14 protein-coding genes are annotated in these 13,436 nt (G+C 64.0%); 8 read left to right on the top strand and 6 right to left on the bottom strand.

The genetic code is table 11. The features are described from left to right. The first annotated feature begins 104 nt into the window (after window positions 1-104). The gene (locus N3C64_RS02860) at window positions 105-989 is read left to right on the top strand and encodes a MurR/RpiR family transcriptional regulator (RefSeq protein WP_218630247.1); all 885 of its coding nucleotides are present in this window, start codon (window positions 105-107) and stop codon (window positions 987-989) included. A 68-nt stretch (window positions 990-1,057) separates the two neighbouring features. On the opposite strand, the gene N3C64_RS02855 is transcribed toward N3C64_RS02860, so the two are convergent. The 4 genes from N3C64_RS02855 to N3C64_RS02840 all read right to left on the bottom strand — a co-directional run bounded on the left by N3C64_RS02855 (window position 1,058) and on the right by N3C64_RS02840 (window position 4,948). Then, window positions 1,058-2,104, bottom strand: a complete 1,047-nt coding sequence (locus N3C64_RS02855; RefSeq protein WP_260011646.1) for an ABC transporter ATP-binding protein — start codon at window positions 2,102-2,104, stop codon at window positions 1,058-1,060. Beyond that, complete coding sequence (locus N3C64_RS02850) at window positions 2,101-2,883, bottom strand: ABC transporter permease (RefSeq protein ID WP_260011644.1); 783 nt, start codon at window positions 2,881-2,883, stop codon at window positions 2,101-2,103. The genes N3C64_RS02855 and N3C64_RS02850 overlap by 4 nt, the downstream gene beginning before the upstream one ends. After that, the gene (locus tag N3C64_RS02845) at window positions 2,880-3,755 is read right to left on the bottom strand and encodes an ABC transporter permease (RefSeq protein ID WP_218630244.1); all 876 of its coding nucleotides are present in this window, start codon (window positions 3,753-3,755) and stop codon (window positions 2,880-2,882) included. Before N3C64_RS02845 ends, N3C64_RS02850 begins: the two co-directional genes overlap by 4 nt. An 89-nt stretch (window positions 3,756-3,844) precedes the next feature. Continuing rightward, a complete protein-coding gene (locus N3C64_RS02840) occupies window positions 3,845-4,948 on the bottom strand; it encodes an ABC transporter substrate-binding protein (RefSeq protein WP_260011642.1) in 1,104 nt (367 codons plus the stop codon). A gap of 337 nt (window positions 4,949-5,285) precedes the next feature. Here N3C64_RS02840 and N3C64_RS02835 point away from each other — a divergent pair, with 337 nt between their 5' ends. The 6 genes from N3C64_RS02835 to N3C64_RS02810 all read left to right on the top strand — a co-directional run bounded on the left by N3C64_RS02835 (window position 5,286) and on the right by N3C64_RS02810 (window position 9,877). Further along, the gene (locus N3C64_RS02835) at window positions 5,286-6,302 is read left to right on the top strand and encodes a TRAP transporter substrate-binding protein (protein WP_260011640.1); all 1,017 of its coding nucleotides are present in this window, start codon (window positions 5,286-5,288) and stop codon (window positions 6,300-6,302) included. Continuing rightward, entirely contained in the window at window positions 6,303-6,842 is a 540-nt protein-coding gene (locus N3C64_RS02830; RefSeq protein ID WP_260011625.1) for a TRAP transporter small permease, read from the top strand. After that, window positions 6,839-8,143 carry a TRAP transporter large permease gene (locus N3C64_RS02825; protein WP_260011624.1) on the top strand — a complete coding sequence of 435 codons (1,305 nt, stop codon included), beginning with the start codon at window positions 6,839-6,841 and terminating at the stop codon, window positions 8,141-8,143. The genes N3C64_RS02830 and N3C64_RS02825 overlap by 4 nt, the downstream gene beginning before the upstream one ends. Window positions 8,144-8,206: 63 nt before the next feature. Beyond that, the gene (locus tag N3C64_RS02820; RefSeq protein ID WP_218630239.1) at window positions 8,207-8,524 is read left to right on the top strand and encodes an antibiotic biosynthesis monooxygenase; all 318 of its coding nucleotides are present in this window, start codon (window positions 8,207-8,209) and stop codon (window positions 8,522-8,524) included. 63 nt (window positions 8,525-8,587) lie between these two features. Continuing rightward, window positions 8,588-9,211, top strand: a complete 624-nt coding sequence (gene parA / locus N3C64_RS02815; protein WP_218630238.1) for a ParA family partition ATPase — start codon at window positions 8,588-8,590, stop codon at window positions 9,209-9,211. 66 nt (window positions 9,212-9,277) lie between these two features. Beyond that, a complete protein-coding gene (locus N3C64_RS02810; protein ID WP_260011617.1) occupies window positions 9,278-9,877 on the top strand; it encodes a rhodanese-like domain-containing protein in 600 nt (199 codons plus the stop codon). A 23-nt stretch (window positions 9,878-9,900) separates the two neighbouring features. Here N3C64_RS02810 and N3C64_RS02805 read toward each other — a convergent pair whose 3' ends face one another. Together N3C64_RS02805 and uvrB are read right to left on the bottom strand one after the other, a co-directional pair. Next, the gene (locus N3C64_RS02805; RefSeq protein ID WP_311201859.1) at window positions 9,901-10,584 is read right to left on the bottom strand and encodes a DUF6782 family putative metallopeptidase; all 684 of its coding nucleotides are present in this window, start codon (window positions 10,582-10,584) and stop codon (window positions 9,901-9,903) included. Between the two features lie 62 nt (window positions 10,585-10,646). Then, window positions 10,647-12,830 (bottom strand): excinuclease ABC subunit UvrB, encoded by a 2,184-nt coding sequence (gene uvrB / locus N3C64_RS02800; RefSeq protein WP_260011605.1) that lies wholly within the window; start codon window positions 12,828-12,830, stop codon window positions 10,647-10,649. Between the two features lie 167 nt (window positions 12,831-12,997). Here uvrB and N3C64_RS02795 point away from each other — a divergent pair, with 167 nt between their 5' ends. Continuing rightward, complete coding sequence (locus tag N3C64_RS02795) at window positions 12,998-13,309, top strand: ETC complex I subunit (RefSeq protein ID WP_218630234.1); 312 nt, start codon at window positions 12,998-13,000, stop codon at window positions 13,307-13,309. Window positions 13,310-13,436: the final 127 nt, after the last annotated feature.

The raw sequence follows: 13,436 nt of genomic DNA, 5'->3' as shown, positions 1-13,436 counted from the left end.
TTTGGTCAGGCTCTCTCGCGCAGACCGGTTCTGTCAACATCATTTCAAAAATAGAATTTCTGTTACAATCTGTTCTAAGGCCGAGTCGGCCCATCATGGGGGGAATGCCCAATTTGGCGGCAGTGACGCAAACCATCGAAGAGCAGCTGCGCGGCGGGATCGAGGCGATGACCCGCGCCGAGAAGCAACTGGTGAGCCATATCCTGCGCCACTATCCGGTGGCGCTGCTTGGGTCGGTGACCCAACTGGCCAAGGCCGCCGAGGTGAGCTCGCCAACGGTCGTTCGCCTAGCCCAGAAGATGGGGTTCGGCGGCTATCCCGGCTTGCAGGCCGCCGTGAAGGAGGAGTTGGAGGCGCGGCTGGAAAGCCCGCTGGCCAAGCATGACCGTTGGGCCGAGACCGCACCCGAGGCGCATATCCTCAACCGTTTCGCCGATGCAGTGCTGAGCAATCTGCAAGCGACGCTCAAGCAGATTGATCATGCCGAGTTCGACGCGATCGCGCGGCTTCTGGCGGACCCCGAGCGCAAGGTCTTTGCGACGGGCGGGCGGATCACCATGGCGATGGCCGAGTATTTCGTGACCCATATGAAGGTGATCCGGCCGGAGGTGGAGCTGCTCGCGCCGGTCTCGAACGCCTGGCCGCCCGCGTTGATTGAGATGCGTCGCGGCGATGTGCTGCTGGCCTTCGACATTCGCCGCTACGAGAATAACGTGCTGCAACTGGTCGAGATGGCGGCCGAGCAGGGGGCCGAGGTGGTGCTTATCACCGATCCTTGGGTCAGCCCTGCCGCGAGCCATGCGCGCTATCGGCTTTCGGCGCAGGTCGAGGTGCCCTCGGCCTGGGATTCGACGGTGGCGATCCAGGTTCTGGTCGAGACCCTGATGGCGGCGGTGCAATCGCTGACCTGGGAGCAGACGGCCGCACGGATGAAGCGGCTTGAGGAGCTTTACGCAAGGGCACGTTTCTTCCGGGGGCGCAAGGGGTAGGGGGCGCTGCCCCCTCGGGCCTTGCGGCCCTCACCCCCGAGGTATTTTGGCCAAGAAGAAAGAGCGGATCAGTCTCCGATCACCAGCAGGTCGGTGGCGTTCAGCCCGAGCACGACCTTTTCGCCGATGCGTGGGGGGGAGCTTTGCGTGGTGTTGAACGTGTCGAAGGCGATACTCTGGCCACCGACATCAGCACGTAGCCGGATCACCGAGCCGAGGAAGTCGACATCGGTGATCGTGCCTTGCAGGCCCGTGTCATGTGCGCCTTGTCCCAAGCTTACCATCTCGGGCCGCAGGCCAAGGGTCGCATTGCTGCCGGTCAGGGCGCGATGCAGCAAGATCTCGGTTCCCGCCACATCGACGCGTCCGATGGCCGGGTCGAGTACCTTCGCCTCGAGCGTGTTCAGCGTGCCGACGAAGCCCGCGACGAAGCGCGTGGCGGGGCGGTTGTAGATCTCGAACGGGGTGCCGACCTGATCGGCGATGCCCTGGTGCATCACGACCACGCGGTCGGACATCGAGAGCGCTTCTTCCTGATCGTGGGTGACGAAGATCGTGGTGATGCCTAGCTCGCGCTGGATGGCGCGGATCTCGTTGCGCAGGCTGACGCGAACCTTGGCGTCGAGTGCCGAGAGTGGCTCGTCGAGGAGCAGCACCTGCGGTTTGGGCGCCAATGCACGGGCGAGTGCCACGCGCTGTTGCTGTCCGCCCGAAAGCTGGAACGGGTAGCGGTTTCCGAGTTCGGACAGGCCGATGAGAGAAAGCATTTCCTCGACCCGCGCCGCGATCTCCTTGGTGGGCGCGCCCTTGACCTTGAGGCCGAAGCCCACGTTTTGCGCGACCGTCAGATTGGGAAACAGCGCATAGGCCTGGAATACCATGCCGATGTTGCGCTGGTTGGGGCGCAGGCGGACGACGTCGGCGCCGTCGATGGTGATCTGGCCGGCCGAGGGGGACTCGAACCCCGCGACCATGCGCAGGACCGTGGTCTTGCCGCAGCCCGAGGGGCCGAGGAGCGAGATGAACTCGCCCTGATCGACGGTGAGATTGAAGTCTTTCACCACGCGGTTCGGGCCGAAGCTCTTTTCCAGATGGGAGATGGTCAGAAAGCTCATCGGGCAGCCTTGGTATGTTTCGAGAAGCGGGTGACAAGTTGGATCAGGCCCATGCAGGCCCAGGTGATCACGAAGGCGATCGTCGCGAGTGCGAAGGGCTCATAGGCCTTGTTGGCGCCCATCAGCTGAAGATAGGGGCCGAAGGCGGGGCGGTTCAGCAGCGCGGCCATGGTGAACTCGCCCATCACGATGGCGAAGGTCACGAAGGCCCCGGAGAGCACCGCGACCAGCACATTGGGCAGGATGACGCGCGCGAGCACCGTGATCCACCCCGCGCCGAGGGACTGGGCGGCCTCGGTCAGAGTTGCCACGTCGATGGTGCGCAGACCGGTGTCAACGGCGCGATACATGTAGGGCAGCGAGAGCGTCGCATAGCCGAACATCAGGAGCATGTTGGTGCCGAACGTGGTGCCGGTCAGCGGCAGCCAGCTGGAGGTGTTGAACAGCCGGATATAGCCGAAGACCACGACGATCGCCGGGATCACCAGCGGCAGCAGGGTCACGAACTCGACCACCGGGCGCATGCGCGGCATCTTGAGGCGCACCCAGAAGGCTGTGGGAACGACCAGGAACATGCCAAAGACGATGGTCAGCAGCGCCATGAACACCGAATAGGAGAAGGTCTGGCGGAACTGCGGATCGGCGAGCACCTTGGCATACGCGTCGAAGGAATAGACCCCCCGGCGCATCGAGAGCGAGAACTCGACCATGCCGATCAGCGGCAGGACGAAATAGGTGACTCCTAGGAAGAGGATGGCCCAGGCGGCGGCTTTCTTCATTTCAGCCACCTCTCGGAACGCATCCGCAGCCAGATGTAGATCACGTTCGCGATGCCGGTCACGAGGATCATGCCGAAGGCCATGGCATAGCCCAGATGCGGGTTGCCCAGAACGTCGCCGCGAATCTGCGCGAACAGCATGATCGGCACGATGTTCAGGCTGGAACCCGTGAGGGCGATGGCGGTGGCCACGGCGCCGAAGGCATTGGCGAACAGAAGCGCGAAGGTGCCCAGGATTGTCGGGAACAGGATCGGCAGCGCAACCATGCGCCAGTATTGCGTGCCCGTCGCGCCAAGGCACGAGGCGGCCTCGCGCCATTCACGCTTCAGCCCGTCAAGCGCGGGGGTGATGATCAGGATCATCAGCGGGATCTGGAAGAACAGATAGGTGATCGTCAGGCCCCAGAAGCTGAGGATGTTGAACCCCATGGCGCGCAGGTTGATCCCGAACTGCGTCTTGAGGAACATCGTCACAAGGCCAAGCGGCCCGAGCGTGGCGAGGAAGGCGAAGGCCAGCGGCACACCCGCGAAGTTCGAGGCGACGCCCGAAAACGTCATCAGCGGCGAGCGGATCGTGTTGGGCAGCCCGCCCAGCACCATCGCCGCCGCCATCAGGAAGCCGACAAGGCAACCGATCGCCGAAGAGGCGACCGAGATCTTGATCGAGATCCAGTAGCTCGCGATGATCGAGGGGGTGAAGAGGCCCGCGATATTCTCGAAGGTGAAGGAACCGTCGGCGCGCTGGAAGGCGCCGATCACGATCTTCATCGTCGGCGCGATCAGGAACAACCCGACGAACAGCGCGAAGGGCACAAGGCCCAGCCAATTCAGATTGATCCGCCGACGCGGTGGGGGCAATTGCGTCTCGCTCACGCTTTCTCCGCTCGTTTCTTGGCCCCAAGGGGCGCAGGAGCCGCCCCCGGTGGAAACCGGAGGCGGCAGTCTGTCACGATAGATCGCGTTTACTGAACGTTGGCGCCGACGACGGCATCCCAGCCGCCCACGACGGCTTCCTTGTTGGTGCCTTGCTCCTCGATGGTCGGGAAGTAGGCGGCCTCATAGGATTCGGCCGGGGGCAGGGCGTCCATCAGCTCTTGCGGGATCTTGCCGGCGGCGGCCATCGCGTTGAAGCGCGCCGGGTGGCAGTAGCCCTTGAGCCAGAGGTTCTGGCCTTCGTCCGAATAGAGGTACTCCATCCACAGCTTGGCGGCGTTCGGATGGGGCGCGTGGGCCGAGATCGCCTGAACATAGACGCCGGCGAGAACGCCGGTTTTCGGCACGACGACGTCCACCGGCGGGTTACCCGCAAGGGTGTCGCGCGCGGCAAGGGCGTTATAGTCCCACATCACCACGATCGGGGTCGCTCCCTGCGCGAGCGTGCCGGCCTTGCCGATGACCGGGACGAAGTTGCCCGCCTCGTTCATCGCCTTGAAGTACTCAAGACCCTTCTCGCCGGCTTCCTTGCCGGCCGTGCCGCCATTGGCCATGCCAGCCGCCAGCACCGCAAGAATCGCCTGGTTCGAGGCGCGCGGATCGCCCGCAAGCGCCACCTGGCCCGCGTATTCCGGCTTGAGCAGGTCGGCCCAGTCGGTGGGGGTGTTGTCCACGAGGTCCTTGTTCACCATGAACGACATCACGCCGTAGTAGTCGGCATACCAGTAGCCATCCGGGTCTTTCGCGCTGTCCGGGATCTCGTCCCAGGTCGAGACCTTGTAGGGCTGGATCAGCCCTTCTTCCTTCGACTGCGGGCCGAAAGCCAGGCCCACGTCGATCACGTCGGGCGCCTGCGGGCCGGTGTTGCCCTTGTTGGCGCGGATCGCCTCAAGCTCGTCCGCCGAACCCGCATCCGGGTTCAGCTCATTCACGCTGATTTCAGGATACTTGGCCTTGAAGCCGGCGATCACGTCGCCGTAGCCGCACCAGCTGTGCGGCAGTGCGATCGTGGTCAGTATGCCTTCCGCCTTGGCGGCGGCTTCGAGCGCGGCCATGTCCTCGGCATGGACCAGAGCGGTCGATGCCAGAAGCGCAGCGGCGCCTACCAGCCAGTGCATCGGTTTCGTCGTCATTTCGGATCTCTCCCCGTCAATCGGATCTCTCGGGCCCGGAATGGGCGCCGACTAGCAGCTAGGCGCCTTCTGTGACAGTCTTGCGACGCGGGCGCTCATTGGTCGTCAAACTTTGACCGACTGGGAAAGACTTGCTTGAAAACGCGTGGCTTGCAACATTTCCGTTACTTCCCTGTCATGATTGCTGAAATTTTGAGCGCTATCCGCGATGCTTCGCCATGGGGCAAACGCTCGCGCGACGGCGGGCGTGTCGCGCCGCGCGGCCCGGGTGTCGCGGCTGGCACTGGACAGGCCGGGGACGGGCCGCAATAAACTGACCCGGACAGGAGGAGCCGCCATGATCCGCACCCTTACGCTTGCCGCCCTTTGCCTTGGGCTTGCTGGCCCGCTGGCCGCGCAGGAGGTTACCCTGCGCCTGCACCAGTTCCTGCCCGAAACAAGCTTCGTGCCCGCGCAAATCCTCAACCCGTGGATCGATTCGGTCGAGGCGGCCTCGGGCGGACGGATCGAGGTGCAGCACTATCCGGCGATGCAGCTTGGCGGAAAACCGGGCGATCTGGTCGATCAGGTGGTCGATGGCGTGGTGGACATCATCTGGACGCTGCCGGGCTACACCCCGGGCCGCTTCCCGCGCACCGAGGTGTTCGAATTGCCCTTCTTGGTCGCCGATGCCGAGGCCGCGTCTGCCGCTTTCTGGGATCTCGCTCAGTCGGATATGGTGGCGACCGACTTCGCCGATCTGCACCTGCTGGGCGCCTGGGTCCATGGGCCGGGGGTGATTCACGCCAATAAACCCGTCGCGAAGGTCGAGGATCTGGCCGGGCTGAAGCTGCGCGGTCCGTCGCGTGTGACAACGAAACTGCTGGAACAGTTGGGCGCGATCGCCGTTGGCATGCCGGTTCCGGCCGTGCCCGAGGCCCTGTCGAAAGGCACGATTGACGGGGCGCTCCTGCCCTGGGAGGTCTCGGCCTCGCTCAAGGTTGGCGAGATCGTGCATAACCATACCGAGTTTTCCGGGCCATCGATCTATACCGCGACCTTCATTCTGGCGATGAACAGGGACGCCTACGAAGGTCTGCCCGATGATCTGAAAGCCGCAATCGACTCGGCCTCGGGCGCGGCATTCTCGGCTCAGGCGGGCAAGCTGCAACAGGCCGAGGATGTCCCCTCGCGCGCGGTGGCCGAAAAGCTCGGCAATGCGATCGTCACCATTCCCGCAGCCGAGACCCCGGTATGGGAGGCTGCCGCCGCGCCCGCGATCGACGCCTGGGTTGCCGAGATGGCAGCGCAGGGCATCGACGGTCAGGCGCTTCTTGAGAAAGCCCGCGCGGGCATCTCCGCGCATTCGCGGTAAGTGGCCCGCGCGCTCGATTTCGCTGTACGAGCGCTGGCGTTGGCCGGTGGGCTGGCGCTGCTGGGGCTGATCGCGATGGTCGGGCTGAGTGCGCTTGGCTCGGCGGCGCAGAAGCTCTCGCACGCGGCGTGGCTGGGAGGGACCGTGACGGGTGTGCTTGCGGGGCTTGGGCCGATCAAGGCCAGCTTTGAGCTGATCGAGGCCAGCCTGCCGATGATCGTCTTCGCGGCGCTGCCCTTGGTTCAGCATAACCATGCCCATGCCCGCGTCGATTTTCTGGCCGAGCGTTTGCCGCACCCCGTACGGCGGGTACTGGCCATCGCTTGGCCCGCGCTCACCGCACTTCTGATGGCGGTCATCGCATGGCGGTTGGGGGCGGGGATGCTGGGCAAGATGCGCTCTGGCACGACGACGTTTCTGCTGGGCTGGCCGCTCTGGTGGTTCTACGCGGCCTGCCTTCCCGGCGCGTGGTTGACCGCGCTGGTCGCTGCCGCGCAGACCGGCGCGGCGCTGGCCCGCCCCGGACGGAGCGCGCGATGAGCGATCTGGCGCTTGGTCTGGTCTCGTTCCCGCTGCTGCTGGTGCTGATCGCGCTGCGCGCGCCCATCGGTCTGGCGATGCTGGCGGTCGGGGCAGGGGGGCTGTGGCTGGTCACCGGCAGCCCCGACATGTGGCTTGCAAAGATCAAGAACGAGGCCTTTTCGACCTTCGCCAATTACGACCTGTCAGTCGTGCCGTTTTTCCTGCTGATGGGCCAGTTCGCCACGCAAGGAGGTATGAGCCGCGCGCTCTTTCGTGCGGCCGATGCGCTCATTGGTCATCGCAAGGGGGGGCTGGCGATGGCGGCGATCGGCGCTTGCGCGGGGTTCGGGGCGATCTGCGGCTCGTCGCTGGCCACGGCGGCGACGATGGGCCGCGTGGCCCTGCCCGAGATGCGCGCGGCGGGTTATGCAGGTGGGCTTTCGACCGCCGCGCTGGCGGCGGGCGGGACGCTTGGCATCCTGATCCCGCCCTCGGTCGTGCTGGTGATCTTCGCGATCCTGACAGAACAGAACATCGCCCGGCTTTTCGCCGCCGCCATCGTTCCGGGGCTGCTGGCGATGCTGGGCTATATGCTTGTCGTGGCGCTTTACCTGCGGCGCCATCCACAGGCCGCCGGCACGCGTGCCGCTCAGCCGTGGCCCGTGCGGTTGCGCGCGGTCGTACAGATCTGGCAAGTGGTGGCGATCTTCGTGCTGGTCGTCGGCGGGATCTATGGCGGGCTCTTCTCGCCCACCGAGGGCGCTGCGGTAGGTGCGGCGGGCGTCGGGTTGATGGCCCGGGCTTCGCTTGGAGCCGGTGGATTGCGCCGCGCGCTGCTGGCCACAGTCGAAACCACGGGGATGATCTTCTTCATCATCCTGGGTGCCGCAGTCTATAACGGGTTTCTGGGCATTACGCGGGTGCCGCAGGAACTGGCCGAATTGATCGGCGCTTGGGGTCTGACCCCTCATGCGATTCTTGCGCTGATCCTGATCCTCTATCTCGTGCTGGGCTGTTTCATGGACAGCCTTTCGATGATTCTGCTGACAATCCCGACCTTTTGGCCCATCGTCGCGGGCCTTGATTTCGGCATGGAGGCCGAGGCGACCGCGATCTGGTTCGGCATTCTCGTGCTGATCGTGGTGGAGGTTGGCCTCATCACTCCGCCGGTGGGGCTCAATCTCTTTGTCATCAACGCCATCGACGAGACGACGCCGATGTCGGCCACCTGGCGCGCCGTGATCTGGTTCGTGGCAAGCGACCTGCTGCGCACGGCGCTGATCTTTGCAGTGCCGGGGATCGCGCTTGTGATGCTCTGAGGTCTTTGAAAACGGGTGATTTTCCTGCGTCGCTGTGCAAGCATGACCGCAGGAGGACCCGCCATGACCGAGATCACCAAGGATTTCACCGGACAAACCGTCATCTGCACGTTCGAGATGACGCCCGCCACCGCGATGGAGCTGATGGAGGCACTGACGGATGCCTATGAGAATTGCATCCGCCACCAGCCCGGCTTCATCGGGGCCGGTGTTCACATGAACGACGCCCATACCCGCATTGCGACCTATTCCAAATGGGAGAAGCGCGGCGACTACCAGGCCATGCTGCGCTCGGCCGAGATGATCACCCGCAACAGGCATATCGCTACGCTGTGCCGCAGCTTCGAACCTGTGATGTATGAGGTCTTCGGCGACTATTGACGCCAAAGGACGTGCATTCCATGACGACTCAGCCTATGCTGCGCTGCGGCATAGGAGGTGGGGATGTCTGGACTGGTCATTACGGTTGCGCAGCAAAAAGGCGGTGCTGGCAAGACGACGCTGGCGGTGAACCTGGCAGTCGGCTTCCTGCAACAAGGTCTGAGCGTGGCGCTGCTCGATACCGATCCGCAGGGGTCGCTCGGGCGTTGGTTTCTGGCGCGCCGCGATGTGCTGGGCGAGCCCGGGCTGGAGTTTTCGACCTCCTCGGCCTGGGGCGTCAGCTATGAAGTCGAGAAGCTCAAGCGCAGCGTGGACGTCGTGATCATCGACACGCCGCCCAAGGTCGACAGCGACCTGCGCCCCGCGCTGCGCGAGGCCGATGTGATCCTTGTTCCGGTCGCGGCTAGCCATGTGGACCTCTGGGCGACCGAGGGCGTGATTGACCTCGCCAAACGCGAGAATAAACGGCCCAAGGTTGTCCTCAACCGCGTCAAGCGCGGCACCCGGCTTGACGCCGAGGTGCGCGAATCTGCCGAACAGCTTGATGCCGACTTGCTCGACACGGTTCTGGCCCATCGCGTGGTCTATGCCGAAACGCTCGGGCAGGGGCTTGGCGCGCTTGAGGCCGCGCGCAAGGGCCCGGCGCATACCGAGGTTCTGGCCCTGTTGGCTGAGCTGAGAGACTGAACGGAAGCTATAGATATTCAATAATTCGCATGTTAGTGTTCGCGCGTTACAATCAGGGAGGATGTAATGCGCATTGCTTTGGGTCTTGTTTCAATTCTGGCCCTTTCGGCCCCGGTTCTGGCCGAGAACGCCCCGGTGGGAATCACCCCAGATATCATGAGCGTCACGGTCGAGACCGACTCCGGTCCGGTCGAGATCGCGCGCATTCAGGACAACGCGAATGAGCTAAGCGGCGAATGGGCGCGCACCTCGCGTCCCTGCCCGAATTTCTGCCTTCAGCCGATGATCCCTGCGCCGGGCGTTACCCCGATCGGCGAGCTTGAGATGCTGCAGTTCCTGCAAGACCCGAGTGTGGCGGTCATCGATGGCCGCGTGCGCGCCGATTTCGAGGCGGGCGCCATCCCCGGGGCGATCAGCGTTCCCTATACCGAGGCCGCCGACCGCCTGGGTGAACTGGGCTGCGAGCCTGATTTCGACGGGTTCGACTGCTCGGTCGAGGGCGTGAAGTCCGCCGCGCTCTATTGCAACGGTCCCTGGTGCGGCCAGTCGCCCACCGCCGCCCGTCGCATGATCGAGGCGGGTTTCCCTGCCGAGAAAATCTATTATTATCGCGGCGGTATGCAGGCCTGGCGGATGCTGGGGCTGACGGTGACGCCGCAAAGCTGAAGTAGAGCTGAAGTTGAGACGCCCTATCCCGCCTCTTCGCAGGGATAGGGCGAGCCATCTGGCAATTTGCAGAGTTGGCGAAAGAAGTCGGGTGGCAGGCGCCCGCTGCCGGGCGGGAGATGGTTGCGGTCGAGCTGTTCGAGATAATCGGAACATGCCGCGATGTAATAGCTCTCGCGCCGGATCGGGTTCGCATACCATTGCGTGAACGCCGCGCTGGCAGCGTATGCCGCGTCACCGTTTTGCGTGAATGCCTGCCGGTAAGTCCGCGCGATATCCGCCTGCATTGGCCAGAGTGAGAGAGCCTCCCACAGATCGGGCAGGCCATCCTGCCACAGCTCCCAAGCGACGGTAAGGCTGTAGGCGCTGGAATCGGCCTCCATCGCAAAGATTGCCCGCGCGTTTTCTCGCATCGACAGGTCGGGGGCGGGGCAGGTGCCCGCCGATTGCTGCTGCAGGTGGCGCAGTTCATGGATCAGGATGGCTTGTTGCAGCCGTGATGGCAGGTCGGCTGCGATCACGATGCGTAGAGCGTCTGCCTCAAGATATCCGCGCGCGTCGTGCAAGGTGTCGGCCAGACAAAGCGAGCGCGCCTCCTGGAAAAGTGTCGCGCGTAGAGCGGGGAAGCGCGCCAGGACCGGCTCGACCGCCGCAGCCAGATCCGCGACGCCTTGGTGCGATTGGAAAGGGGGCGGGGCGCAATCCATCCGCTGTGCCTGAGCTGGGAGTGCGCAGGCTAGCAAGGCAGCGAGTATCGGCGTCGCAAATCTCACCGCCCCTTCCTTCTCTTTACCCCTCCGCGCTGACCCGGGCGGCCAGCGGTCGAGCGGCCCTTGACCTTGGTCGCGACCTCGGCAGCCTCTTCGACGGCGGATTGGCGGGCCATCGGGTCGTCATGCACGGCCAGATCGACGGCTTCGAGTCGCTTGATTTCGTCGCGCAGGCGGGCGGCTTCCTCGAATTCGAGGTTCTCGGCGGCCTTGCGCATGGTCTCGCGCAGGCCGTCGATATGGGCGGCGAGGTTGGCGCCCAGCATCGGCTTCTCGATCGTGGCGGTGACGCGCGACATATCGGTGTCGCCCTGCCACAGGCCCGCGAGCACGTCCTCGACGTTCTTGCGCACGGTTTGGGGCGTGATGCCGTGTTCCTCGTTATAGGCCATCTGCTTGGCGCGGCGGCGGTTCGTCTCATCAAGTGCTCGCTGCATGCTGCCGGTGATCCTGTCGGCGTACATGATCACGCGCCCTTCGGCGTTGCGCGCGGCGCGGCCGATGGTCTGGATCAGCGAGGTCTCCGAGCGCAGGAAGCCCTCCTTGTCGGCATCGAGAATCGCGACCAGCCCGCATTCGGGGATGTCGAGCCCCTCGCGCAGCAGGTTGATGCCGACCAGCACGTCGAAGGCCCCAAGGCGCAGATCGCGCAGGATCTCGATCCGCTCGATCGTGTCGATGTCCGAGTGCATGTAGCGCACCCGCACGCCCTGTTCGTGCAGGTATTCGGTCAAGTCCTCGGCCATGCGCTTGGTCAGCGTGGTGACCAGCGTGCGCATCCCGCGCGCCGCGACAAGGCGGATTTCGTCAAGGACGTCATCGACCTGGGTTTCGACCGGGCGGATCTCGACCACCGGATCGAGAAGGCCCGTGGGACGGATCACCTGCTCGGCGAAGACGCCACCAGCCTGCTCCATCTCCCACGCTGCGGGGGTGGCCGAAACGAAGACTGATTGCGGGCGCATCGCATCCCATTCCTCGAACTTGAGCGGACGGTTGTCCATGCAGGACGGCAGGCGGAATCCGTGCTCGGCCAGGGTGGACTTGCGCCGGAAGTCGCCGCGATACATGCCGCCGATCTGGGGCACGGTGACGTGGGATTCGTCGGCGAAGACGATGGCGTGATCGGGGATGAATTCGAACAGGGTCGGCGGCGGCTCGCCGGGTGCACGGCCGGTCAGGTAGCGCGAATAATTCTCGATCCCGTTGCAAACGCCAGTCGCTTCAAGCATTTCCAGGTCGAAGTTTGTGCGCTGCTCCAGCCGCTGCGCTTCCAGCAGCTTGCCCTCATCGTTGAATTGCTTGAGCCGCTGCGCCAGTTCGACTCGGATCTGTTTGATCGCCTGCTGAAGCGTCGGACGCGGGGTCACGTAGTGGCTGTTGGCGTAGATGCGGATTTGCTTGAAACTGTCGGACTTCTGCCCGGTCAGCGGGTCGAACTCGATAATGGATTCAAGCTCTTCTCCGAAAAAGCTAAAGCGCCAGGCGCGGTCTTCGAGGTGGGCGGGCCACAGATCCACCGTATCGCCCTTGACCCGGAACGAGCCACGCTGGAAGGCGGCGTCGAGGCGCTTGTATTGCTGCGCGACCAGATCCGACAGGAACTTGCGCTGATCGATCAGGTCACCCACCGTCAGATCGAGCGTCATCGCCGAATAGGTCTCGACCGAGCCGATACCGTAGATGCAGCTGACCGAGGCCACGATGATCACATCGTCCCGCTCCAAGAGCGCGCGGGTGGCCGAGTGGCGCATCCGGTCGATCTGCTCGTTGATCTGCGATTCCTTCTCGATATAGGTGTCCGAGCGCGGCACATAGGCCTCGGGCTGGTAATAGTCGTAGTAGGATACGAAATATTCGACCGAGTTGTCGGGGAAGAAGCCTTTGAATTCCCCATATAATTGCGCGGCCAGCGTCTTGTTGGGCGCAAGGATGATGGCGGGGCGCTGCGTTTGCTCGATCACCTTGGCCATGGTGAAGGTCTTGCCGGTGCCGGTGGCGCCAAGCAGAACCTGGTCATGCTCCCCCCCCAGAACGCGGCCCGCGAGTTCCGCGATGGCCGTCGGCTGGTCGCCCGCAGGGTCGAATTCGGTTTTCATCACAAAGCGTTTGCCGCCCTCGAGCTTGGGGCGGGTCAGCACCTCGGGGCGGTGCATCGGCATGTTGGAATTGTTGTGCGGCATGGCGAAACCTCCGGGGCCTGCCTAATTTGATCTATTTTTGTTCTCTTGCAAGGTCTGCTATGGCCGCAGCGCGGCAATCGGCGGCAATTGACAGGCCAAGGCGCCCAAAGGGCTTGCGCTTTTGGCCCGATTGACTAAGAAAGGCCAAGCATCCGAGGAGATAAGCCATGCGCGCGCGTATTTATCAGCCGGCCCGCAATGCCATGCAATCCGGCCAAGCCAAGACCAAGATCTGGTATCTGGACTTCGCTCCGGCGACAGCGCGCGATATCGACCCGCTGATGGGCTGGACCAGCTCGGACGACACGCAGTCGCAGGTGCGCCTCAAGTTCGAAAGCCGCGAGGCAGCCGAGACCTATGCCAAGGAGCAGGGCCTCGAGTACACCGTGACCGAACCGCACAAGCGCGCCGCCAACATCCGCACCCGTGGTTATGGCGAAAACTTCGCCTCGGATCGCCGCGCGAACTGGACGCACTGAGCGAACGTTTCCCGTTTCAGGGGACCAGAACCAAAGCGCGCCGAATGGCGCGCTTTTTTGCTTTGCGCCTCGGAGGTTGCGCAAACACTCGCCACAGGGCGAATGCTGGGCTAACAAGGAGTGGCGC

The organism is Sedimentimonas flavescens (assembly GCF_025154035.1).
Classification (GTDB): Bacteria; Pseudomonadota; Alphaproteobacteria; order Rhodobacterales; family Rhodobacteraceae; genus Rhodobacter; species Rhodobacter flavescens.
This window is presented reverse-complemented; position numbering and strand designations above follow the sequence as displayed.

Coding starts and splice junctions, on each gene's coding strand:
- N3C64_RS02810 (WP_260011617.1), top strand. CDS start 9,278: ATGCGCATTGCTTTGGGTCTTGTTTCAATTCTGGCCCTTTCGGCCCCG.
- N3C64_RS02840 (WP_260011642.1), bottom strand. CDS start 4,948: ATGACGACGAAACCGATGCACTGGCTGGTAGGCGCCGCTGCGCTTCTG.
- N3C64_RS02835 (WP_260011640.1), top strand. CDS start 5,286: ATGATCCGCACCCTTACGCTTGCCGCCCTTTGCCTTGGGCTTGCTGGC.
- N3C64_RS02825 (WP_260011624.1), top strand. CDS start 6,839: ATGAGCGATCTGGCGCTTGGTCTGGTCTCGTTCCCGCTGCTGCTGGTG.
- N3C64_RS02820 (WP_218630239.1), top strand. CDS start 8,207: ATGACCGAGATCACCAAGGATTTCACCGGACAAACCGTCATCTGCACG.
- uvrB (WP_260011605.1), bottom strand. CDS start 12,830: ATGCCGCACAACAATTCCAACATGCCGATGCACCGCCCCGAGGTGCTG.
- N3C64_RS02855 (WP_260011646.1), bottom strand. CDS start 2,104: ATGAGCTTTCTGACCATCTCCCATCTGGAAAAGAGCTTCGGCCCGAAC.
- N3C64_RS02850 (WP_260011644.1), bottom strand. CDS start 2,883: ATGAAGAAAGCCGCCGCCTGGGCCATCCTCTTCCTAGGAGTCACCTAT.
- N3C64_RS02860 (WP_218630247.1), top strand. CDS start 105: ATGCCCAATTTGGCGGCAGTGACGCAAACCATCGAAGAGCAGCTGCGC.
- parA (WP_218630238.1), top strand. CDS start 8,588: ATGTCTGGACTGGTCATTACGGTTGCGCAGCAAAAAGGCGGTGCTGGC.
- N3C64_RS02795 (WP_218630234.1), top strand. CDS start 12,998: ATGCGCGCGCGTATTTATCAGCCGGCCCGCAATGCCATGCAATCCGGC.
- N3C64_RS02805 (WP_311201859.1), bottom strand. CDS start 10,584: ATGGATTGCGCCCCGCCCCCTTTCCAATCGCACCAAGGCGTCGCGGAT.